Here is a 20,528-nt window from a genome sequence, read left to right on the forward strand (position 1 = left end):
GTCCTACCGCTCGTCTCCCGCCCGCAGCCATTCGTCGGCCCGGCCGGCACAATCGACCGGATGACGTCCCGTGCAGCGCCTCTCGAGGTGGCCGTCCTCCCTTCGAAAGCCTTTGGCGCCCTGCGTGCCGGCCTGGTCGCGTTCCCCTTTCTCTGCCCACTCGTGGCGGGCCCTTCGGTCCAGGCTTGGCAGTTGTTCGCAACCTGGGCCTGCCTCGCGGCGATGGTTCTGGTGATTCGTCCTGGCGCGCCGGCGCGGAGCGTCTGGCTCTGGCTGGCGGCCGGAATGGCGGCGATCGTGCTTTCTTCTTCTTTCTTCTCCCCGCACTCCGCAGCCACCTGGCTGCCGGCGGTCGTGGTGCTGGGCGCCACGGCGGCTGCGGCCTGCGTTGGAGTGGGCATGGCGCGCGGCGGGCCTTCGGCTTCGGCGGCGCTGGCGGTGGGAACCCTGGTGGCCGGGCTGGTCAGCGCGGTGCTGGGCCTGCTCCAGTACTACGGCCTGGCCGAGCCGCTGGTGCCATGGACCACCACGCCGGCGCTGGGCCAGGCCTACGGCAACCTGCGCCAGCGCAACCAGTTCGCCACGCTGATCAGCATGGCGCTGGTAGCGGCGCTGTGGATTCACGCCACGCAGCCTTCGGTGCGTGCGCGGCGTTGGCTGGTGGCGGCGGCCATGCTGTTGCTGGTGGCCGCGGCGGCGTCTACCTCGCGCACGGGCTTGCTCCAGTTGCTGTCGATCGTGGGCGTTTCTGCCTTCATTGCGCGGCGGGAGCGCCGTGGCGTGGCCTCCGATAGCACTGCCACGCACTTCAGCCTGCCACCGCCGCTTGTACTGCTGGCCCTGGTCCCGGTCTATTTCGCCATTGCCTGGGTGCTGCCGCAGCTGGCGGCGGGCGAGGTCGAGGGCATGATGCGGCGCTTGCAGGAGGGCGCGCCCGGCGACCACACGCGGCTCATCCTGTGGCGCAACGTGCTCACGCTGATCGCCCAGCATCCTTTGACGGGGTGGGGCTGGGGCGAACTGAGCTTCGCGCACTACAGCACGCTGTACGAGGGATCGCGATTCCCCGAGATCCTGGACAACGCGCACAACCTGCCGCTGCACCTCGCCGTGGAGCTGGGCATCCCGGTGTCGGTGCTGATCTGCGGCGGCTTCGTCTGGATGGTGCTTGCGGCCAGGCCCTGGCGCGAGCGCGATCCGGCGCGGCTCATGGCGTGGGGCATGCTGGGGGCCATTGCATTGCACAGCCTGCTGGAATACCCGCTCTGGTACGGGCCGTTCCAGCTGGCGTTCGGGCTGTGCCTGGGAATGCTGTGGCCCGCCGGGCGCAACGCTTCATCGCCCCTGCGGCAGCAGCGCTTCGACAAAGGCCGGTGGGTGGAGCCGGCCGTGTTGTCTTCCGCCTCAGCCGCTGTGCTGATGGCGGTGGTCGGCTATGCCACGTGGGACTACATCCGCATCAGCCAGATCTATCTGCCGCGCGACGAGCGCTTGCCGGCCTATGAAGAAAACACGTTGGCCAAGGCCAAGGGATCGTGGCTTTTCGCAAGGCAGGTGGGTTTTGCGGAACTGACGCTCACCAAGGTGACCCCCGCCAACGCGGCCACACTGCATGCGCTGGCCGAGCGCACGCTGCATTTTTCACCCGAGCCGCGCGTGATCGTCAAGCTGATCGAAAGCGCCGAACTGATGGGCCGAAGCCAGGAAGCCCGGGATCAGGCGGAACGCTTCCGCATTGCCTTTCCGAATGAGTACGAGCGCTGGCTGAAGGGCCAGCCGGTCGAGGCCGATGCGCCCTGACCCCGGTGGGACTGCCCTCTCGCCTTCAACCCGCCACGTAGCTGCCCGACTTGCCGCCATGCTTCTCCAGCACATGCACATCGGTGATCCGCATTCCGCGGTCCACGGCCTTGCACATGTCGTAGATGGTGAGCAGTGCGACCTGTACCGCGGTCAGCGCTTCCATCTCGACACCGGTGGGCCCGACGGTCTCGACCGTCGCGGTGCAGACCACCTGCGGGGCATTGCCTTTTTCGGCCAGCGCAAAGGCCAGGGCCACGCGCGTGAGCGCCAGCGGGTGGCACAGCGGAATCAGGTCGCTGGTTTTCTTGGCCGCCTGGATGCCCGCGATGCGGGCGATGCCGAGCACGTCGCCCTTCTTTGCGGTTCCCGATTCGATCAGCGCCAGCGTCGCAGGCTGCATCTCGATGCGGCCGGTGGCCACGGCCACGCGGTGGGTGGCGGGCTTGGCCGCAACGTCGACCATGTGGGCCTGGCCCTGCGCGTCAAAATGGGTGAGGGAACTCATGTGTGAACGATCGGTGTGGAGATGCATCATACGAGCCCGAGCCATGGACGAGGAATGCCGCGCTTGACTCCTTTAGCCACGAAAAAAAGTTCTGCCGCGCCCGCATTGCGGGCGCTGTGCGCTACGGTTCTCATAGCGTCCCAGATCTTGCTGCCGGTGCCCGCCCGCGCGCAGCTGCAAGCGCTGCCGGGCCTGGGCGATGGCGGCGAAATGACCGCCAGTGCCGAGCGCAATCTGGGCGACCAGATTGCGCGCGAGCTCTATCGCGACACCGACTACATCGACGACCCCGTCATCGCAGCCTACGTGCAGGAAATCTGGCAGCGGCTGCTGACCGCCGCACGGCAGCGCGGCGAACTCACGCCCGAACTGGACGAACGCTTTGCGTGGACCATCCTGCTGGGGCGCGACCGCAACGTCAACGCCTTTGCGTTGCCCGGCGGATACCTGGGCCTGAACATGGGCCTGATCGCTACCGTGGGCAGCCGCGACGAACTGGCGACCGTGCTCGGCCACGAACTGTCGCACGTCACGCAGCGCCACATCTCGCGCATCATGAGCCGGCAGGGCAAGCAGATGCCCTTGATGCTGGCCGGCCTGATCCTCGGCATGATCGCGGCCAGCAAGAGCCGCAACGCCGACGCGGGGCAGGCCGTGATCATGGGCAGCCAGGCGCTCTTCATGCAGAACCAGCTGAGCTTCTCGCGCGACATGGAGCGCGAGGCCGACCGCGTGGGCTTCGGCGTGATGACGCAGGCCGGCTTTGCGCCGCAGGGCGCGGCCGCCATGTTCGAGAAGCTGCAGTACGCCTCGCGCCTCAACGACAACGGCTCCTACCCCTACCTGCGCAGCCACCCGCTCACGTCAGAGCGCATCTCCGACATGCAGGGCCGGTTCCAGTTCCGACTGGATGCCGCGCCGGCCATGCCGCTGGCCATGGACCACGCCATGATTGCCGCGCGTGCGCGCGTGCTCACGCGGCCGGGTGTCGACGTGCTGCGGCTCTGGGTCGACGCGGCTTCCAGCGGCGAGTTCGCCAGGAGCGGCCCGGCCCAGCAGGCCGGCACGCTCTACGCGGCGGCGCTGTCGGCCAAGGATTTGCGCGATTTCAAGGCGGCGCGCGCACTGGCCGAGCGGCTGACGGCACGTACCGCGGAAGACCCGTCGGCCGCCAAGTTGGCGCGCTGGCTCAATGCCGAGATCGAGCTCGCCGGCGGCGGCGCTTCCAAGGCTGCGGCTTTGCTGGATGTGAAGTCCAGGGAACGGCCCGAGATGCTGCTGGCCGCCGACGCGGCCGTAGCCACGCGCCAGCCCGCGCCCATGGTGCCGGTTCTGCGCGATTGGGTCGCCACCCATCCGCGCGACGCCACCGTCTGGCGGTCCCTGGCCAATCTGTATGGCGCGCAGAACGACACGCTGCGCGCGGTGCGTGCCGATGCCGAAGCGAACGTGGCCATCCTCGACTACCCCGCCGCGCGGGACCGCTTCAAGGCCGCGCAGGAACTGATGCGGAAGTCCGGCGCGCCCATCGACCACTACGAGGCGTCGATCATCGACACCCGCGCGCGGGACGTGGAAGCGCTGGTGAAGCGGCAGGCCGAAGAGCCGCCGCTCAGGCAGTGACGAACGGCTCGGCCGCTCAGCGCCTGGAAAGAAGCCCGCCCAGCGCGGCTTCGATGAGCAGGCCCAGCAGCGAATAGATCAGCGAGCCGATCAGCGCAGCCACGAAGCCGCTGACCTGGAAGCCCGCGAGCAGGCCCGACGCGGCCCAGAACAGCAGTGCATTGATCACGAACAGGAACAGCCCCAGCGTGACGATGGTGACCGGCAGCGTGAGCACCACCAGTACCGGCCGGACGATCATGTTGAGCAAGCCGATGACCGCCGCGGCGATCAGCGCGGAGCCGAAGCTGTTGACCTGGACGCCGCTGTAGAGATAGGCCACCGCCAGCAGCGCGACGGCGCTGAGCAGCCATTTGAGGATGATGCGCATGCGCCGCAGGATACCCCACCGGCCCGCAAAAAGACGAAAGCCCCGGCGCGTTGCCGCACCGGGGCTCTCGTGAAGCAGTCCGTGCTTATTCGGCCAGTTCGTTCGCAAGCACCAGCAACGCGCCCATGCCCATCACGGCGCCGGGAAAGGCCCAGCCCGATTGATGCGCGGGCGTCTGGTCGAGCGTGACCGGTTCCAGGTCGACGCCGATCTTGGGACGGCGCGCATCGACCACGTGGGTGGCCGAATGCTCGCGCTTCAGTTGCTGCGTGAGTTCGGTCAGCGGGCCCTTGGCAAGCACCGGCGTCACCTGTCCGCCATTGCGTTCGAGCACCGGCAGCAACTGCGCCTGCACCTTGCTGAACCACTTGGCGCGCCAGTTCTCGCGCGCGCTGTGGCTCACCCACTTGCTGATGCGGTGCGTCATGCGCGGTGCACAGGCCACGAGTACCCAATGGCGCGCCACGACGCTGTTCGCGTCCGGAGCGAGTTCGGCGAACTGCTCGCAGGCGTAGCCGGCGTCGTCGACATAGAGAATGATCGTTTCCACGTAGCGCTCCTTCAAGTCGTTAGAGTGGCAGAGACTGGCCGATAGGGGAAGAGCATTTTTGCCGATGCCTGCGGGCCGTCAGCTCGTGCTGGCAGCGGTGGCGGGCCGTTGGCGCGCCTGGCGCACCGCCACCCACTTGCCGATGACCAGCACCAGCAGCGCACCGCCCACGCCGGCTGCATACCTGATGAGGTCGGTCTGCGGCACCTTCGGCACCCAGGTCCAGGCCGCGGTGTTCGACAGCGCGGGGTCGGACACGGCCATGGTACCGGCGATCCAGCCCAGCAGCATGCCGCCCAGCGTGATGATGATCGGGAACCGGTCCATCAGCTTGATGACCAGCTGGCTGCCCCAGACGATGATCGGAATGCTCACCAGCAGGCCGAAGATCACCAGCGGCATCTGGTGGTTCTGGCCCGCGCCTTGCGCGGCGCCGGCAATGGCGATCACGTTGTCCACGCTCATCACCAGGTCGGCCACGATCACGGTCTTGACCGCGCCCCACAGCTTGTCGCTGGCGGCAATGTTGCCGTGCGCGTCGTCGTGCTCGGGGGCCAGCAGCTTCACGCCGATCCACAGCAGCAGCACCGCACCTGCAAGCTTCAGGAATGGAATGGCCAGGAGCGTGAGCGCGAAGAAGATCAATATCACGCGCAGCACGATGGCGCCGGCCGTGCCCCAGAGAATGCCCTTGGTGCGCTGCGCGGGTGGCAGCTTGCGGCAGGCCAGGGCGATGACGACGGCGTTGTCGCCGCCGAGCAGGATGTCGATCATGATGATCTGACCGACCGCGACCCAGAATTCCGGGGTCATGAACTGTTCCATAGCTTCCTCTTGTCTTCGTGCGCGGCCTGTTCATCTTCGGTGATGGCGACAGTCCGGCGCATGTACGCGTTTTCGATTCATCCCATGCAGGAATGGTCGAAGCGATGACGAAGACCGGGGTGACGACCGGGGACTCAGGAACGCTTCGATCAAACCTGCGCGGGTTCAAATCGAAGGTCTTGCTCGACAACGCGCACCCAGGGGCACGTGGTGTCCGACAGGCCGGAAGTGTTGTGCTTCGTATTGACGACCTGTCGATTTCCGCTGCCATGGACAGCGGTCGGGAGCTACTCCCCTTCGTGGGTGGGATTAGAGCATCCGGACAGGGGCTCTGGCAACCTGAAATTTGCGGCACTTTAAAAGGAATGCCTTCAAAAGCCTCATCACTAAAGGGCGTGAAGCTACGGATCTTGTAGCGCCTATAACCTTCTGCGGCGGCGGGACATTGCCGGACTATGATCGCCGCTCGCTGTTTTCTCTCTCTTCATGGCCGCCATTCACATCATCGACATCGAGGCCGCCATCAACCATTGGCGCGAGAAGAGCCCCTCGCCCGACGGCATCACCCTGGCGCCCGAATTGCGCGCGCTCGCCGAGGTCTACGCGCTCATGGTGTTCCACCACGAAGACGAGGTCGACGAGTTCGGTTTTCCCCCTGACGCCTGGGCCGCATGGCTCGACTGGTATCACAGCACGCCCGACACTCCCTGCATCGCGATCTGCTCCACCAGCCAGGGCGACGACGAGTGCAAGGGCTGCGGCCGCAGCTTCGACGAGGTCCAGCATTGGCCCGCCATGACGCCGGCCGAAAAGCGCGTGACCTGGCGCCGCATCACCATGGAAGACACCGCCTGGCGTTTCAACAAGTACGCCGAGCGCGCGCGCGAGGCCGAGCCGCCGCAATGGCCCGACGATCCGGCCGAGCCCCTCGGCCCCGACGACACGCCCTGAAAGGGGCCGCCGAATGCGCCGCCTCGCCCAAGCACCGAACCTCGCGATCGCGACCCTGTGGGTACACGCGTTGCGAGAGGAGGGTGTCGAGGCGACGGTGCAGCGTGAATTTCTCGGCGCCGTGATGGGCCAGTTGCCGCCCGACCAGTGCCTGCCTGAAATCTGGATCGACGACGAAGCGCAGTTCGAGCGCGCGCAGCAAGTGCTGCACGCGGCGCAGCACAGGCCGCAGCGCAACTGGCAGTGCGTGTGCGGCGAGCGGATCGAAGGCGGCTTCGAGCAGTGCTGGCACTGCGGCGCGCTGATGCCGGCGGTTTAGGGCTACTTCCAGCGCAGCAGTTCGACGTCGATGCTGTGGGTGCCGTCGCCCAGCGTCAGCGTGTTCTCCTGGATCGTCGCCTGCAGCTGCATGCTGCGTTGCGCCAGCGCGGCCAGCGCTTGCGAGGCCTCCGTCGGCACGCGGTACACCTGCAGGTTCTGCGGCCGCGTGAGCTTGGTCTCGATGCCGCGCCACCAGATCTCGGCGGCGTGATTGAAGCAGTAGACGATCACTTCGTCCGACTTGCCGCAGGCCTTGATGATGGGCTTGTCTTCCGGCTGGCCGACCTCGATCCACAGCTTGGTCTCGCCCGTGAAATCGCGCAGCCACACATCGGGCTCGTCGACGTTCGACAAGCCCGCGCCAAAGGCCAGCGTACCGTCGCCCTGGCACACGTCCTGCAGCTTGTGCGCGTTGAGCGCGAGCGCGACGAGCCGGATCATCATCCGCTCGTCGGTCTCGCTCGGGTGGCGCGCGAGGGTCAGCGCATGGTCGGCGTAGTAGCCGTGGTCGATGTCGGCCACCGCGAGGGCGGCCTTGAAGATGGTGGATTTGAGGGCCATGGGTGCGCGAGTGTATGCGCCCCCGCGGCCTTCCTCAGAACGCCACCGAGGCTTGCAGGTACAGCGTGCGCGGCTGGCCCACGTACTTGCCGCCGTTGTTGTCGACCGAGCGGTTGTAGTAGCGGCGGTCGAACAGGTTCTTGACGCCGACGGCTAGCTTCAGGTTGCTCATCGAAGGGCCGAAGTCGTACGCGGCGCGCAGGTTCATGGTGGCGTAGCCCGGAATGTTGCCGAGCCGGCCGGTCGAGTCTTCCATCGTGACGTAGTTCGCGCCGTCGTCCGGCGACCCCGGCGAACGCTGCTTCGATTGCGCGTACACGTCGGCATTGAAGGTCCACGGCCCGCGCTCGTAGCGTGCGCCGAGCGTCGCCACCTGGCGCGAGTAGAACGGCAGGTCTCGGCCGGCAAAAGCCCCGGCCTTGGCAATGGCCTGGGTGTACGTGTACGTCGCGGACACCGACACGCCCTTGAGCGATTCGCTCAGCGTGCCAAGGTCGTAGCGCAGCGCTGACTCGATGCCGCGGTGCCGCGTGGCGCCCAGGTCGGTCCACTGGCCGACGTCGCCGGTGATGGAGCGGGCCAACTGCAGTTCCTTGTCGAAATCAATGTTGAACAGCGTCAGCTCGCCGCTCCAGGCTTCGCCCTTGTAGTGCGTGCCGATCTCGTACGTCTTGGCTTTCTCGGGGTGCAGGCCGGTGGTCGACTGCGCGAGCTGGGCGTACTGCTGCGGGCCGAACGACACGCCGGCATTCGCGAACACCGACCAGCGCTCGTTCATGCGGTAGAGCACCGACAGCGTCGGCAGCACCTCGTTGGAGTCGATCTTCGGATAGTTCGCGCCCGTGACCCGGTTGTTGGCCAGGGTGTAGACGTCGTTGTGCGAGCGGATGGATTCGTAGCGCACGCCGGGCGTGATGGTCCAGTTGCCGAAGTCGATCCGGTCATCGATGTAGAACGCGTGCGCGGTCGTGCCGCCCTTGCTGGTCTGGTACGCGGGCTGGGCGAGCGTGTAGGCATCGAAGCCGGGGCGCGGCAGGTAGTAGGCGCTGCGCGTCGCCACCTCGGAGGCCTCTTCCTTCAGATAGCGCAAGCCCACGCTGACTTCCTGCACCACGCTGCCCGAATCGATCAGGCGCGAGTAGCGGGGCTCGAAGGCATAGGTCTTGTAGCTGCGCGGCGCGCTGGTAAGGCGCCGCCTGTTGGCGTTGGCGCCCGTGCCTTCCTGCTCGAGGTAGCTGCTGCGAAACGAGTCCGTGTAGTAGCTCAGCATCTCAAACTTGTTCACGCCGTCGTTGTGCGTGTACTTGATCGAGCCGTCGGTCCGCCGCCCCGTGAATTCGTCGAAAGGGCGGTCGGACTGGAACGGATTCGCGGCAAACTGCGCCGTCGTCAGGCCGCCCGGCATGCGGCCCTTGCCTTCGAAGTGATGCAGCGAGACGGCGATGTCGTCGGTGTTCGAAATTCGCAAGGCGCCCTTCAGCATCAGGTCGTCGATGCTGGTGTGGTCGTTGCTCTGGCGGAAGCCGTCGCCGTGCGTGCCCGAATACAGCAGCGCAAGCCCGAGGCCGTTCTCGTTGGTGCCGCCCATGAAGAGGGTGGGCATCGTCTTGAGGCCGCCGCCGTGGCTGGCGCTTTCGACGCCCACGCCCACTTCGCCCGCGAACTGCTTCGGAATCGCCCGTGTCACGAAGTTGATGATGCCGCCCACGTTCTGTGGACCGTAGCGCACCGAGCCCGCGCCGCGCACCACGTCGACCGCCTCCAGGCTGCCGAGCGACAAGGGTGCGAGCGAGAGCTGCGGCTGGCCGTAGGGCGCATAAGCCAGCGGCACGCCGTCCAGCAGGATGGTCGAGCGGGGCGACAGGCGCGACGTCAGCCCGCGCACGCCCACGTTGAGCGAGATGTCGCTGCCGCCGGTGCCGTTGCTCTCCTGCACCTGCACGCCGGGAACCTGGCGCAGCACGTCGCGCACGCTGGTGGAGCCGCTTTCCTGGATCTGCTTGCGCTCGATGATGCTGCGCGCGCCCGGGTGCTCGAGCACCTTGGTTTCATTGGGCGTGCCGAGCCAGTCGCCCGTGACGGTCACCGCCTCCAGCGACTTCGTGCCATCTGTCGCTGGCTCGGCCTCGGCCGCAAAGCTCTGGAAACTGAAGGGAAACAGCGCCATCACCAGGGCGGCGCATTTCTTTTGCTTGAACACGGGTTCTCCTCGGAAATCAAAAAAATCGACCGCAGCAAACGCCCGGTTCAGGACGTCGTGCGGTTGCTGTCGGAAAGCGCGGTGCCGCGGGCCGCGGCGGCCACGGCGCGCCGCCGCCACCAGAGCCAGATGCCGCTCAGCCCCAGGCCGCTGAGTGCCAGGCCCAGCAGCGCGACGACCGCCTGGTGGACCGGCCCGCCCAATACGCCGGTGTGCAGCGGATAGATCACCACCACCGCGCCGTTGCCGGCGTCGAGGTCTTGCCAGCGGCGCACGGCCAGCACCTCGCCGGTCAGCGGATGCAGCCACACCGAGCTGATGCCGTTCGGATGCGGATCGTCGGCCAGCCGGAAGCGCACCCGCATGGGACGGTTCGGCCTGGCGGGCACCTGCACATAGCCGATCGGCTGGCCCGGGAACACGTTTTGCGCGCGGGCGACCAGTTCGTCGAGCGAAAGCCGGGGCCCTGCCGCCGTGCCCTTGGGAACCGTGGGCGGCTTGATGGGCTCCTGGCCCATGGCGGCGGAAATGAAGTTGCCCAATGGCCGCCATGCCATGTAGGCGCCCGTGAAGACCGACACCGCAATCAGCAGCCCGAGCACGGCGCCGCCGGTGCGGTGCAGGTCGAACAGCCCGCGCAGCAGGCCGCGGTCGAGCGAAATGCGCAGCGACGGCGGCCAGCGCGTGGGCCACCAGAGCACCACGCCGGTGAGCAGCAGGAACAGGTAGGCCAGCGCCACGAAGGCCAGGATGCCCTTGCCCGTGTCGTCCAGCAGCAGGCTGCTGTGCAGCTCGAAAAGCAGGTTGTAGGCGCCCTCGTGCGACCCGCGCCGGCCTTGCTCCGCGCCGTTGGCGGGGTCGAGGTAAAGCGTGCCTTCCCAAGGCCCGCGTACATACACCCACAGCGTCTCGCCGGGGTTGCGCGGCGGTCGCAGCGTGAAGTTGGTGTCGGGGCCGAACTCGGCCACGATGCGCTGGCGCAGCGGCTCGAGCGGCAACGCGGGCGCCGCATCGGCCGCGCTGCGGGCGACGAAGAGCGCGGGATGCGCGTAGCGGTCGATCGGCAAGGCCACCACCAGCACCGCGCCGAGCAGCGCCGTGAGGGCAAGTACCGGCCCGAGCGAGAGGCCGATCCAGCGGTGAACCTTGAGCCAGAGGCGTCGGAGGGGCGCGCGCAGCATGAACAACAGGGACTTGGGAGCCCCGTCAGGTTGTTGGCTGGCGCGCCGGGGACGGCGCGTTGGCTGAAGAGGGGCGTGAAGCGACGCAGGCAGCCGCCTTCAGGCGGCCGGCACGTCGGTGCGGGAAGCCTCAGATTCTACTGGCGAGCTCCGCGGCCTTGCCCACGTAGCTCGCGGGCGTCATGGCGAGGAGCCTTTCTTTTTCCGCCTGGGGAATCTCGAGCGAGCGGATCAGCCCGTGCAGCGCCTCGGCTGTCACCGTCTTGCCGCGCGTCACTTCCTTGAGTTGCTCGTAGGCGCCCTGCACGCCAAAGCGGCGCATCACGGTCTGGATCGGCTCGGCCAGCACTTCCCACGAAGCGTCGAGGTCTTCGGCCAGCGCTTCCTCGTTGAGCTCCAGCTTGCCCAGGCCAGTGGCCAGGCTCGCGTAGGCCAGCGTGGCATAGCCGAAGGCCACGCCGATGTTGCGCAGCACCGTGCTGTCGGTCAGGTCGCGCTGCCAGCGGCTGATCGGCAGCTTCTCGCTCAGGTGGCGCAGCACCGCGTTGGCGAGGCCCAGGTTGCCTTCGGCGTTCTCGAAGTCGATGGGGTTGACCTTGTGCGGCATCGTCGAGGAGCCGATCTCGCCCTTCTTGAGCCGCTGCTTGAAGTAGCCCAGGCTCACGTAGCCCCAGATGTCGCGCGAGAAGTCGATCAGGATGGTGTTGGTGCGCGCCACGGCGTCGAACAGCTCGGCCATGTAGTCGTGCGGCTCGATCTGGATGCTGTAGGGCTGGAAGGCGAGGCCCAGGCCGAGGGGCGCGGGCGTTTCGATCACCTTGCGGCTGAACGCCTCCCAGTCGAAATCGGGCCAGGCCGCGAGGTGGGCGTTGTAGTTGCCCACGGCGCCGTTCATCTTGCCGAGCAGCTGCACCGAGGCAATCTGCGCGCGCGCCTTCGAGAGCCGCACCGCCACGTTGGCGATTTCCTTGCCCACGGTGGTGGGGCTGGCGGTCTGGCCGTGCGTGCGCGACAGCATCGACACGCCTGCGAACTGGTGCGACATCTCGCGCAGCTTGGCAATCAGCCCGTCGATCGCCGGCAGCATCACTTTTTCGCGCGCGGCCTGGATCTGCAGCGCATGGCTGGTGTTGTTGATGTCTTCGCTGGTGCAGGCGAAGTGAACGAATTCGGCGGCGGCCAGCAGTTCCGGCCGGGCGTCGAACTTGGACTTGATCCAGTATTCGACGGCTTTCACGTCGTGGTTGGTGGTCTTCTCGATTTCCTTGATGGCCAGCGCGTCGGCCTCCGAAAAGTGGGCCACCAGGCCCAGCAGGTATTTGCGGGCGCCGCCCGTGAGCGGCTTGAATTCGGCAAAGCCGCAGTCGGACAGCGCAATGAACCACGCCACTTCGACCTGCACGCGCCGGTGCATATAGCCCTGTTCGCTCATCAGCGGGCGCAGTGCCGCAAGTTTGGCCGCATAGCGGCCGTCAAGTGGGGAGAGGGCGGAGACGGTGGAGAAGCTCATGCCCGAATTTTAGGCGGCCCGCGCCGACGTGCGTTCGCGACAGATCGAAGCCGCCCTTTTGGCGTTCCCCTAAAATGAAGTTGAATAAACGTAAATCAAAGCCTAGGGAGAGAGCTTTCATGAAACTGATCGGATCGGCCGCCAGCCCTTATGTGCGCAAGGTGCGCGTGGTGCTGGCCGAAAAGCGGCTCGACTACCAGTTCGTGATCGAAGATGTCTGGGCTGCCGACACCACCATCGCCCACTCCAACCCGCTCGGGAAGGTGCCCTGCCTCATCATGGAAGGCGGCGATGCGATGTTCGATTCGCGCGTCATCGTCGAATACCTCGACACCCTGTCGCCCGTGGGCAAGCTCATTCCGCAGCAGGGCCGCGAGCGTGCCGAAGTCAAGACCTGGGAGGCCTTGGCCGACGGTGTCATGGATGCCGGCGTGCTCTGGCGCCTGGAGTCCACGTGGACCGGCCGCAGCGATGGCGAGCGCAGCACGGCCTGGATCGAACGCCAGCGCGCCAAGGTCGAAGGCGGCATCGCCGCCATGGCCAAGGGGCTGAGCGACAAGCCCTTTTGCAGCGGTATCCACCTGAGCCTGTCCGATATCGCCGTGGGCTGCGCGCTGGGCTGGGTCGGGCTGCGCTTCCCCGAGATCGACTGGCGCGGCCAGCACTCCAACCTGGCAAAGCTGTACGACAAGCTGATGCTTCGGCCCAGCTTCGTCGACACCCAACCATGAAAAAAGGCGCCTCTGGCGCCTTTTTCGTTTCAGGGCGCCTGTGTTGCCGCGCCGCGCCCCGCCCCTGAGGGAAATACAAAAATGCTGCGAGGCGCCCCGACGCGAAGGAGGGAGGGAGGGAGGAGGAGAAGAATCGCCTCGGGATTTCAACCAGACAAGACGCCCAGAAGACCTCGCAACATGAAACCGGAGGGCATTGGCTGCCCACGCTCGATATGAGCACAGTGTGCCAGCCCGGTTCCCGCCCCAGTGGTAAACGTTTGTGACGACTGGTTTGCGCGCCCGGTGGGCTCAATGCGACGCGGCCAGCTGGCTCTCGATGACCTTCACGAAGGCCGCCTCGTCCGGCGCCGTCATGCTCGACCAGGCCTGGACCACCTTGCCGTCCCGCCCGATGAGGTATTTGTAGAAGTTCCACTTCGGCGTGGTGCCGGAGGCCAGCGCCAGCTGCTTGAACAGCGGGTTGGCGTTGGCGCCGCGCACCGAGGATTTGGCGAACATCGGAAACTTCACGCCGAAGGTGCTTTCGCAAAATTCGGCAATTTCCTTGTTGGAGCCCGATTCCTGCGAGAAATCGTTCGAGGGAAAGCCCAGCACCACCAGGCCGCGCGAGCGATATTTGCTGTCCAGCGCTTCCAGGCCCTTGTATTGCGGGGTAAAGCCGCAGAAGCTCGCGGTATTCACCACCAGCACCACTTTTCCGGAGTACTGGCACAAATCCTGGGGTTTTTCGTCCTGCAGCCGCGGAAAGGTGTGTTGCAGGGTTGCGGGGCAGGCGGTGGCAACGCCGTCGGCAGGGGCGGCGGACGCCGCTGCGGCAGGGGCTGCGGATGGGGTCTGCGCACCCGCCGTCCCGAGGGCAAACAGGCATGCGGCCAGTGCGGCGGCCGGAGTGCAGCGCCTGGGCGCCGACAATCGGGAGGGGGTTCGCATGGGGGCTCCTGATACAAAAATGGGGGGTGTGAATCCGTGCCGCAAGGCAGCGCATATTCGCATCATCGCGCGTCTGTCACCGGCGCGCCAAACGGGCCGACTAAAATCGGCGGCCTTAGAAAGATTTTGATGCTTTATCCGGAACTCTTCAGACAACTCGAATCTGTCCGCTGGGACATGGACAAGGACATTCCCTGGCAGTCGTTCGATGCTTCGCTGCTGTCCGAAGAACAGGCGCAAACCATCAAGATGAACGCCATCACCGAGTGGGCGGCGTTGCCGGCCACCGAGATGTTCCTGCGCGACAACCGTCACGATAGCGACTTTTCGGCTTTCATGTCGATCTGGTTCTTCGAGGAGCAGAAGCACTCGCTGGTGCTGATGGAATACCTCAAGCGCTTCAGCCCCCAGCATGCGCCCACCGAGCAGGAACTGCACGAAGTGCGCTTCGACTTCGACCCGGCCCCCCCGCTCGAAACCCTCATGCTGCATTTCTGCGGCGAAATCCGCCTCAATCACTGGTACCGCCGTGCGGCCCAGTGGCACACCGAGCCGGTCATCAAGCACATCTACACCACGCTGAGCCAGGACGAGGCGCGCCACGGTGGCGCCTACCTGCGCTACATGAAGCGCGCCATGGAAAAGTTCGGCGACGAGGCCCGGGCGGCATTCACCAAGGTCGGCGTGCTGATGGCCAGCGCGCGCCGCACCGCCCAGGCGCTGCACCCGACCAACCTGCACGTCAACAAGGCGCTGTTCCCGAACGACACCATCCAGAGCCGGATGCCCGACCCGGACTGGCTCGAGCACTGGCTCGACAAGCAGATCAAGTTCGATGCCGTCTGGGAAAGCAAGGTCGGCGAGCGCATCCTGCACAACCTGAGCCTCTTGATGAACCGCAGCTTCAAGACCGTGCAGGAGCTCAATCGCTACCGCAAGGAATTGGCCGCATCCCTCGGCCCCCAACCCGAATACCAGGGCGCATAGCAGCGGGTCGTTTCCTGGTGATTCGGCCAAATGACCGGCAGTCGTGTCACAAAGGCACACTGCCAGCCGTCTAGCCGGACATGGACGACGCCACCCTCACTTTCGACAGCCACCGCCGACGCCTTCAGGGCATCGCGTACCGCATGCTCGGCTCCGTGGCGGAGGCCGAAGAGGTGGTGCAGGACGCCTGGCTGCGCTGGCACGAGGCCGACAAGGCCGGTTTCGACAGCGCCGAAGCCTGGCTGGTGACCGTCGTCACGCGCCTTTCGATCGATCGGCTGCGCGCCGCCAAGGTCCAGCGCGAGCACTACATCGGCGCGTGGATGCCCGAACCGACGCTGACCGATGCGCCCGACACTCCGGAGCAGTTGCTCGAACGCGCCGACAACGTGTCGGTCGCTTTTCTGGCCGTGCTGGAGCGGCTGACGCCCGAGGCGCGTGCCGCCTTCCTGCTGCGCGAGGTGTTCGACGCCGACTACGAGGAAGTGGCCCGCACCCTCGGCAAGAGCGAGGCGGCCTGCCGGCAACTGGTGCACCGCGCCAAGGCGCAGGTGCAGGAGGCGCGCCCGCGCTTCCAGGTGCCGCGCGAAACCCACCAGCGCCTGCTGCGCGCCTTTGCCGATGCGGCTGCGCGTGGCAGCCTGCACGAGCTGAAGGCGCTCATGGCGGAAGATGTCGAGCTCATCGGCGACGGCGGTGGCAAGGTACAGAGCTTCAGCAAGATCCTGCGCGGCAGCCAGCGGCTGGCGCAGCTCTACTACGCGCTCTGGCGCCGCATGGGCGCCTCGGTGCGCATGGAGCTGGTGGAGATCAACGGCGAGCCCGGGCTGCTGCGCTTTGTCGACGGGCAACTCGAATCGGCGCAGACCTTCGAGATCGAGGGCGAGCGCATCGTGCGCATCCGCGCACAGCGCAACCCGGACAAGCTCGCGCGCATCGCGCGGCTTTTTTCTTCGAAATAGTTCGCGCGGAGTGTCACAGGGCCGGTGGCTCTCCCGTCTTCAGTGGGTAGGAAGCAGATTCTGACAACCCAATCCACTGGAGCATTTTCATGAACACGACCCCCCGCCTGAACTGGTTCAAGACCATCCCCAAGACCTTCGAAGCCATCCTGGCCGTCAGCGCCAGCATCGACTCGAGCACTGTCGGCAAGACGGTGCTCGATTTCGTCTTCGCCCGCGTCTCGCAGATCAACGGCTGCGCCTACTGCCTGGACATGCACGTGCGCGACCTGCGCAAGCAGGGCGAAGGATGGCAGCGCATCAACAGCCTGGCCACCTGGCGCGAAGTGAGCTTCTTCAACGAGCGCGAACGCGCGGCGCTCGCCTGGGCCGAATCGCTCACGCGGCTGGCCGACGACCACGACGAACGCGAAACCGAGTTCGCCGCCCTGAAGGCGCAGTTCAGCGACGTCGAGATCGCCGAACTCACCGTCGCCGTTGCGCAGATCAACACCTGGAACCGCATCAACGTCGGCATGCGCATGCCTGTCGCCGCCAAGGCGATCGACTGAGATTACTCAGCGCCGTTCCACCACCATCGGCGCGATGCGCAGGCTCTCGCGCAGCTGCGTGACGGCCTCGCCGGCCGCCGTGCGCGAGGGGAAGGGCCCGGCCTGCAGGCGGTGCGTGCCGGCTTCGCTGAACACGCGCAGTTGCGGTGCCAGCGTGGGCAGGCCGCGCGCGGCCTCGCTCAGCAGGTTCTGTGCACCGTCGCGCTCGCGGAACGCGCCAAGCTGCACCCAGAAGCCCGCCGTTGCGCCGTTGGAAGAGGGCGCAGCCGTCGAACGAGCCATGGGTCCGGATGGCGCAGTCGGGGCAATGGGCACCATGGGCGGCAGCTCGGCAACCTCGATCTGCCGGGGCGGTGCGGCCTCCGGTGCGGGTGGCATCGCCCGCGCCGGGGGCTCCGCCGCTGGCATCGGCGCCATCGCGGTCTGCGGCGCGACCGGCATCGTCGACGCAGCCGGTGCATCCATGGCCACCGGCGCGACCCATGCCGAGGGAACCGGCACCGCCGCAGCCGCCGTCGTGCGCGGCGGCTGCGCAGCCGGGGCCGCCGAGGCATACGCCGTCCCGGAATCGCGCCGCCACGCCCCGGTGCGGATGTCTTCGTTCGTGATGCGTTCGATCTCCACCGGCGCCACGCCGCGCAGCAGGTCGAGCTTGAGCGCCGCCGTGTAGCTCAGGTCGATGATGCGGCCGTCGACGAACGGCCCGCGGTCGTTCACTCGGACGATCGCCTCTCGCCCGTTGGCCGGGTTGCGCACGCGCACATAGCTGGGCAGCGGCAATGTCTTGTGCGCGGCCGTCATGGCGTACATGTCATAGGGCTCGCCGCTCGCGGTCGATGCGCTGTGGAACTTGCGGCCGTACCACGAGGCGATGCCCGATTCTCGGAACGGCCGGTCGTCGGTGATCGGCTGATAGGCTCGGCCCAGCACCGTGTAGGGTTTGCTGGTGCCGCCGCTGTTGCGGATGGCTTCGACGCGGGGCTCGGCATCGGGCACGCGGTCCAGGTCCGGGGGAATGCTGGTGCCGGGGCCGTCGCGGCCGCCGAAAGCGCCGCCACCGCTGCGCGGGCCGCTCGCGCAGCCGGCGAGAAGAACGGCGACAGCCACCGCGCAGGCGGCCATCGCCGATGCGGCGCGGGTGCGGGCGCTGTCAGCCAAATACCGCCTTCCACAGCGCCAGCATGGCGTCGCGCTCCTGGGCCAATGCGGGCGGGGTGACCTGCGTCGGCTCTTCGTTGAGCCGCGCGCGATGCTGCACGCGGCGCAGCTCGCGATAGGCCGCGGCCGCATTGCGGCCCACGGTGGTGGGCAGCAGGCCGGCTTCTTCCGCGCGCACCAACAGTGCGATGTTGCCTACGTTGGGAATGAGTTCCCGGTGCCCGGCCGACTCCGACAGCACCAGGAACTGCACCGCGAACTCGGCGTCCACCATGCCGCCCGGGCTGTGCTTGACGTCGAAGCGGTCGGCCTTCACCGGCCGTGCACCGCTCACCTTCTCGCGCATCGCGATGATCTCGGCCTTCAGCGCCTCGCGGTCGCGCGGCGACACGATCACGGCCTCTCGCACCCGGTCGAAGCGCGCGCCCAGTTCGGCGCTGCCGAGCACAAAACGAGCGCGCGTCATGGCCTGGTGCTCCCAGGTCCACGCCGTGTTGCTGCCGCGCCCGAGCTGGTAGCGCTCGTAGGCTTCGAAGGTGGTCGTCAGCAGGCCCGAGTTGCCGTTCGGCCGCAGGGCGGTGTCGATCTCGAACAGGTCGCCCTCGCGCGTCTTCACGGTGAGCCAGTTGATCAGCTTGCGCACATAGGCCGCATAGACCTCGCCCGCGCGCTCGTCGTCGTCCTCGTAGACGAACACGATGTCCAGGTCGCTGCCGTAGCCCAGCTCTTTGCCGCCGAGCTTGCCGTAGCCGATGATCGCGAACTGCGGCATCTCGCGGTGGCGGTTGCGCACGTGCGGCCAGCACCAGCGGGCGGTCACGCGCAGCGTGGTGTCGGCCAGCGCGCTCAGGTCGTCGGCCACCTGCTCCACGGTGAGCCGGCCGTCCACGTCGCGCGCCAGCGTGCGGAACACCTCGGCATGGTGGGCGTGGCGCAGCAGGTTGAGCAGGCGTTCCTCGTCGGCTTCGCCGGTCCGGCTGAGCGAGGCATGGCGCGCTTCGAGCTCGCGCTCGAATTCCGCCGCCACGAAGCGGCCCGACAGCATTTCGTCGCTCGCGAGCTCGTCGATGACACCCGGGTGCTGCATCAGATAGCGCGCCGGCCACTTCGCGGCGCCCAGGAGCCGCAGCAGCCGCTCCTGCACGGCCGGACGCTCGACCAGCAGCGCCACATAGCTCTCGCGCCGCAGCAGCGGCTCGATCCAATCGGCCCAGCGCAAGGCGGCGTCCACGTGGCGCGGCGTTTGTCCGGGGCCGTCGCCATCGGGTTCCTTCAGCCATTGGCCGGTGCGCTGCACCAGCTGGCGCAGCCGCGCCCGCGTTTCTTCGCGCAGCGCCAGGACACGGGGCTGCTCGCACCAGTTGCCGATGCGCGCGGCAAAGGCGGGCGGCAGCTCGTCCAGCAGATCGGCCAGGTCGGCGGGCGCGGCCGCCTTCTTGCCGTTGCACTTGCCGTTGCAGGGCTTTACGCCGCCGAGCAGCTTGTCGAATTCCTGCGCGACCAGCTCGCGGTGCGTGTCGAGCTGCTCGAGAAAGGGGCAGCAGTCGGCATAGCCCATGGTCTGCGCGATCCAGCGCAGATCGTCGTCGGCCACCGGCAGCACGTGGGTCTGCTGGTCGTCCAGGTACTGGATGCGGTGCTCCACGCGGCGCAGGAATTCATAGGCCGCGGCCAACGCATCGGCGGTTTCCTGCGGCATCAGGCCGGCACGCGCAACGCGCTGCAAGGCATCGAGCGTCGGACGGGTGCGCAGCTCGGGAAACTGCCCGCCGCGCACCACCTGCAGCAGCTGCACCGTGAATTCGATTTCGCGGATGCCCCCGCGCGACAGCTTGACGTCGTTGGCGCGCTCGGGCCGTCCCGCGCTGCGCCGTGCCGACTGCTCGCGGATCTGCCGGTGCAGCGTGCGCAGCGAGTCGAACACGCTGTAGTCGAGGTAGCGGCGGAACACGAACGGCAGCACCGTGGCGCGCAGGCTCTGCGCGAGCCCTTCCGAAATGACGTCGCGCGGCGCCACCACCCGGCTCTTCATCCAGGCAAAGCGCTCCCACTCGCGGCCCTGCACCTGAAAATACTCGTCGAGGGCGTCGAGCGACACCACGCTCGGCCCCGAATTGCCGTTCGGCCGCAGCGCCAGGTCGACTCGGAACACGAAGCCGTGCTCGGTGATGTCGCCCACCAGCGCATAGATGCGCTTCACGGCGCGGGAAAAGTACTCCTGGTTCGAGAGGCGGCCGCGGCCGTCGGCGTCGCCGCGGGTTTCGCCGTCCAGGTCGTACAGGTAGATCAGGTCGATGTCGCTCGACACATTGAGCTCGCGCGCGCCAAGCTTGCCCATGCCCACCACCCAGAGCTGCGCGCGCTGGCCTTCGGGGCCGAGCGGTGCGCCATGGGTGGCGTCGAGCTCCTGGCAGGCGTCGCGGCAGGCGACATCGAGCGCGAATTCGGCGAGCTCGGTCACGGCGGTGGTCACCACGGCCAGCGGCGCCTGGGCATCGCAATCGAGCGTTACAAGCCGCTCCATCACCAGCTGTCGCACAATTCGCAGCGCATCGCCGACGCCGTCCCCGCGTTCGCGCAATGCCTCGTAGGCCTTTGACATCGACTCGCGCAGCGGCGCGCCAGGAGGAAGCAATGCAAGCTCCGCCGCATACCTGCGGCGCAGGCGCTGAACGAAGCGCGAGTAAGAAGAAAACGCGACCTCGATCGCGGTCGGCGGCGTGGCTGGCAACTGGTTCACGCTGATATCGGTTTCCGTGGAACCCCTCTGAGTGCTGGCGGTCATAATTCCTGACACAGCGCGATC

Annotated in this window: 19 protein-coding genes; 8 read left to right on the top strand and 11 right to left on the bottom strand. The window is 67.1% G+C overall.

Going from position 1 to position 20,528, the window contains the following annotated elements; genetic code table 11:
- Nucleotides 1–60 precede the first annotated feature (60 nt).
- Entirely contained in the window at nt 61–1,800 is a 1,740-nt protein-coding gene (locus ACAM55_RS00075) for a PglL family O-oligosaccharyltransferase (protein WP_369654117.1), read from the top strand.
- 25 nt (nt 1,801–1,825) lie between these two features.
- Here the strand turns inward: ACAM55_RS00075 and moaC are convergent, their stop codons facing one another.
- Nucleotides 1,826–2,308: a cyclic pyranopterin monophosphate synthase MoaC gene (gene moaC / locus ACAM55_RS00080; protein ID WP_307580509.1), complete on the bottom strand. Its 483-nt coding sequence runs from the start codon at nt 2,306–2,308 to the stop codon at nt 1,826–1,828.
- 54 nt (nt 2,309–2,362) lie between these two features.
- Between moaC and ACAM55_RS00085 the strand changes: the two genes are divergently transcribed.
- A complete protein-coding gene (locus tag ACAM55_RS00085) occupies nt 2,363–3,931 on the top strand; it encodes a M48 family metalloprotease (RefSeq protein ID WP_369654118.1) in 1,569 nt (522 codons plus the stop codon).
- 16 nt (nt 3,932–3,947) lie between these two features.
- Here the strand turns inward: ACAM55_RS00085 and ACAM55_RS00090 are convergent, their stop codons facing one another.
- The 3 genes from ACAM55_RS00090 to ACAM55_RS00100 form a co-directional block, all read right to left on the bottom strand.
- A complete protein-coding gene (locus ACAM55_RS00090; protein ID WP_369654119.1) occupies nt 3,948–4,301 on the bottom strand; it encodes a phage holin family protein in 354 nt (117 codons plus the stop codon).
- Between the two features lie 85 nt (nt 4,302–4,386).
- Nucleotides 4,387–4,851: a hypothetical protein gene (locus tag ACAM55_RS00095; RefSeq protein WP_369654120.1), complete on the bottom strand. Its 465-nt coding sequence runs from the start codon at nt 4,849–4,851 to the stop codon at nt 4,387–4,389.
- Nucleotides 4,852–4,929: 78 nt separating this feature from the next.
- Complete coding sequence (locus ACAM55_RS00100; RefSeq protein ID WP_369654121.1) at nt 4,930–5,676, bottom strand: TerC family protein; 747 nt, start codon at nt 5,674–5,676, stop codon at nt 4,930–4,932.
- 486 nt (nt 5,677–6,162) lie between these two features.
- Between ACAM55_RS00100 and ACAM55_RS00105 the strand changes: the two genes are divergently transcribed.
- Nucleotides 6,163–6,627, top strand: a complete 465-nt coding sequence (locus ACAM55_RS00105) for a DUF3717 domain-containing protein (protein ID WP_369654122.1) — start codon at nt 6,163–6,165, stop codon at nt 6,625–6,627.
- 13 nt (nt 6,628–6,640) lie between these two features.
- On the top strand, nt 6,641–6,946 hold the full coding sequence (locus ACAM55_RS00110; protein ID WP_369654123.1) for a DUF2007 domain-containing protein: 306 nt from the start codon (nt 6,641–6,643) through the stop codon (nt 6,944–6,946).
- 2 nt (nt 6,947–6,948) lie between these two features.
- Here the strand turns inward: ACAM55_RS00110 and ACAM55_RS00115 are convergent, their stop codons facing one another.
- From ACAM55_RS00115 to purB, 4 genes are all read right to left on the bottom strand, one after another.
- Entirely contained in the window at nt 6,949–7,509 is a 561-nt protein-coding gene (locus ACAM55_RS00115; RefSeq protein WP_369654124.1) for a YaeQ family protein, read from the bottom strand.
- A 34-nt stretch (nt 7,510–7,543) separates the two neighbouring features.
- Entirely contained in the window at nt 7,544–9,709 is a 2,166-nt protein-coding gene (locus ACAM55_RS00120; protein ID WP_369654125.1) for a TonB-dependent receptor family protein, read from the bottom strand.
- A gap of 47 nt (nt 9,710–9,756) precedes the next feature.
- Entirely contained in the window at nt 9,757–10,890 is a 1,134-nt protein-coding gene (locus ACAM55_RS00125) for a PepSY-associated TM helix domain-containing protein (RefSeq protein WP_369654126.1), read from the bottom strand.
- A gap of 130 nt (nt 10,891–11,020) precedes the next feature.
- Complete coding sequence (purB, locus tag ACAM55_RS00130) at nt 11,021–12,400, bottom strand: adenylosuccinate lyase (protein ID WP_369654127.1); 1,380 nt, start codon at nt 12,398–12,400, stop codon at nt 11,021–11,023.
- Nucleotides 12,401–12,519: 119 nt separating this feature from the next.
- Here purB and ACAM55_RS00135 point away from each other — a divergent pair, with 119 nt between their 5' ends.
- Nucleotides 12,520–13,131, top strand: a complete 612-nt coding sequence (locus ACAM55_RS00135) for a glutathione S-transferase N-terminal domain-containing protein (protein ID WP_369654128.1) — start codon at nt 12,520–12,522, stop codon at nt 13,129–13,131.
- A gap of 291 nt (nt 13,132–13,422) precedes the next feature.
- Here the strand turns inward: ACAM55_RS00135 and ACAM55_RS00140 are convergent, their stop codons facing one another.
- Nucleotides 13,423–14,064 carry a glutathione peroxidase gene (locus tag ACAM55_RS00140; RefSeq protein ID WP_369654129.1) on the bottom strand — a complete coding sequence of 214 codons (642 nt, stop codon included), beginning with the start codon at nt 14,062–14,064 and terminating at the stop codon, nt 13,423–13,425.
- 129 nt (nt 14,065–14,193) lie between these two features.
- On the opposite strand from ACAM55_RS00140, the gene ACAM55_RS00145 reads away from it, so the two are divergent.
- From ACAM55_RS00145 to ACAM55_RS00155, 3 genes are all read left to right on the top strand, one after another.
- Entirely contained in the window at nt 14,194–15,051 is an 858-nt protein-coding gene (locus ACAM55_RS00145) for a ferritin-like domain-containing protein (RefSeq protein ID WP_369654130.1), read from the top strand.
- An 80-nt stretch (nt 15,052–15,131) separates the two neighbouring features.
- Nucleotides 15,132–16,013 carry an RNA polymerase sigma-70 factor gene (locus ACAM55_RS00150; protein ID WP_369654131.1) on the top strand — a complete coding sequence of 294 codons (882 nt, stop codon included), beginning with the start codon at nt 15,132–15,134 and terminating at the stop codon, nt 16,011–16,013.
- Between the two features lie 89 nt (nt 16,014–16,102).
- Nucleotides 16,103–16,564, top strand: coding sequence for a carboxymuconolactone decarboxylase family protein (locus ACAM55_RS00155; protein WP_369654132.1), 462 nt, complete (start codon nt 16,103–16,105; stop codon nt 16,562–16,564).
- Between the two features lie 6 nt (nt 16,565–16,570).
- Here ACAM55_RS00155 and ACAM55_RS00160 read toward each other — a convergent pair whose 3' ends face one another.
- Nucleotides 16,571–17,722 carry a septal ring lytic transglycosylase RlpA family protein gene (locus tag ACAM55_RS00160; RefSeq protein ID WP_369654133.1) on the bottom strand — a complete coding sequence of 384 codons (1,152 nt, stop codon included), beginning with the start codon at nt 17,720–17,722 and terminating at the stop codon, nt 16,571–16,573.
- Entirely contained in the window at nt 17,715–20,507 is a 2,793-nt protein-coding gene (glnE, locus tag ACAM55_RS00165; protein ID WP_369654134.1) for a bifunctional [glutamate--ammonia ligase]-adenylyl-L-tyrosine phosphorylase/[glutamate--ammonia-ligase] adenylyltransferase, read from the bottom strand. Before glnE ends, ACAM55_RS00160 begins: the two co-directional genes overlap by 8 nt.
- Nucleotides 20,508–20,528 lie beyond the last annotated feature (21 nt).

Origin of the sequence: Variovorax sp. V213 (genome assembly GCF_041154455.1) — a bacterium.
Lineage (GTDB): Bacteria > Pseudomonadota > Gammaproteobacteria > Burkholderiales > Burkholderiaceae_C > Variovorax.

What these genes read in the sequence shown, in the direction of transcription:
- glnE (WP_369654134.1), bottom strand. Translation starts at nt 20,507, where the DNA reads ATGACCGCCAGCACTCAGAGGGGTTCCACGGAAACCGATATCAGCGTG.
- ACAM55_RS00125 (WP_369654126.1), bottom strand. Translation starts at nt 10,890, where the DNA reads ATGCTGCGCGCGCCCCTCCGACGCCTCTGGCTCAAGGTTCACCGCTGG.
- moaC (WP_307580509.1), bottom strand. Translation starts at nt 2,308, where the DNA reads ATGAGTTCCCTCACCCATTTTGACGCGCAGGGCCAGGCCCACATGGTC.
- ACAM55_RS00075 (WP_369654117.1), top strand. Translation starts at nt 61, where the DNA reads ATGACGTCCCGTGCAGCGCCTCTCGAGGTGGCCGTCCTCCCTTCGAAA.
- ACAM55_RS00085 (WP_369654118.1), top strand. Translation starts at nt 2,363, where the DNA reads ATGCCGCGCTTGACTCCTTTAGCCACGAAAAAAAGTTCTGCCGCGCCC.
- ACAM55_RS00150 (WP_369654131.1), top strand. Translation starts at nt 15,132, where the DNA reads ATGGACGACGCCACCCTCACTTTCGACAGCCACCGCCGACGCCTTCAG.
- ACAM55_RS00145 (WP_369654130.1), top strand. Translation starts at nt 14,194, where the DNA reads ATGCTTTATCCGGAACTCTTCAGACAACTCGAATCTGTCCGCTGGGAC.
- ACAM55_RS00155 (WP_369654132.1), top strand. Translation starts at nt 16,103, where the DNA reads ATGAACACGACCCCCCGCCTGAACTGGTTCAAGACCATCCCCAAGACC.
- ACAM55_RS00090 (WP_369654119.1), bottom strand. Translation starts at nt 4,301, where the DNA reads ATGCGCATCATCCTCAAATGGCTGCTCAGCGCCGTCGCGCTGCTGGCG.
- ACAM55_RS00115 (WP_369654124.1), bottom strand. Translation starts at nt 7,509, where the DNA reads ATGGCCCTCAAATCCACCATCTTCAAGGCCGCCCTCGCGGTGGCCGAC.
- ACAM55_RS00105 (WP_369654122.1), top strand. Translation starts at nt 6,163, where the DNA reads ATGGCCGCCATTCACATCATCGACATCGAGGCCGCCATCAACCATTGG.
- ACAM55_RS00110 (WP_369654123.1), top strand. Translation starts at nt 6,641, where the DNA reads ATGCGCCGCCTCGCCCAAGCACCGAACCTCGCGATCGCGACCCTGTGG.
- ACAM55_RS00100 (WP_369654121.1), bottom strand. Translation starts at nt 5,676, where the DNA reads ATGGAACAGTTCATGACCCCGGAATTCTGGGTCGCGGTCGGTCAGATC.
- ACAM55_RS00140 (WP_369654129.1), bottom strand. Translation starts at nt 14,064, where the DNA reads ATGCGAACCCCCTCCCGATTGTCGGCGCCCAGGCGCTGCACTCCGGCC.
- ACAM55_RS00135 (WP_369654128.1), top strand. Translation starts at nt 12,520, where the DNA reads ATGAAACTGATCGGATCGGCCGCCAGCCCTTATGTGCGCAAGGTGCGC.
- purB (WP_369654127.1), bottom strand. Translation starts at nt 12,400, where the DNA reads ATGAGCTTCTCCACCGTCTCCGCCCTCTCCCCACTTGACGGCCGCTAT.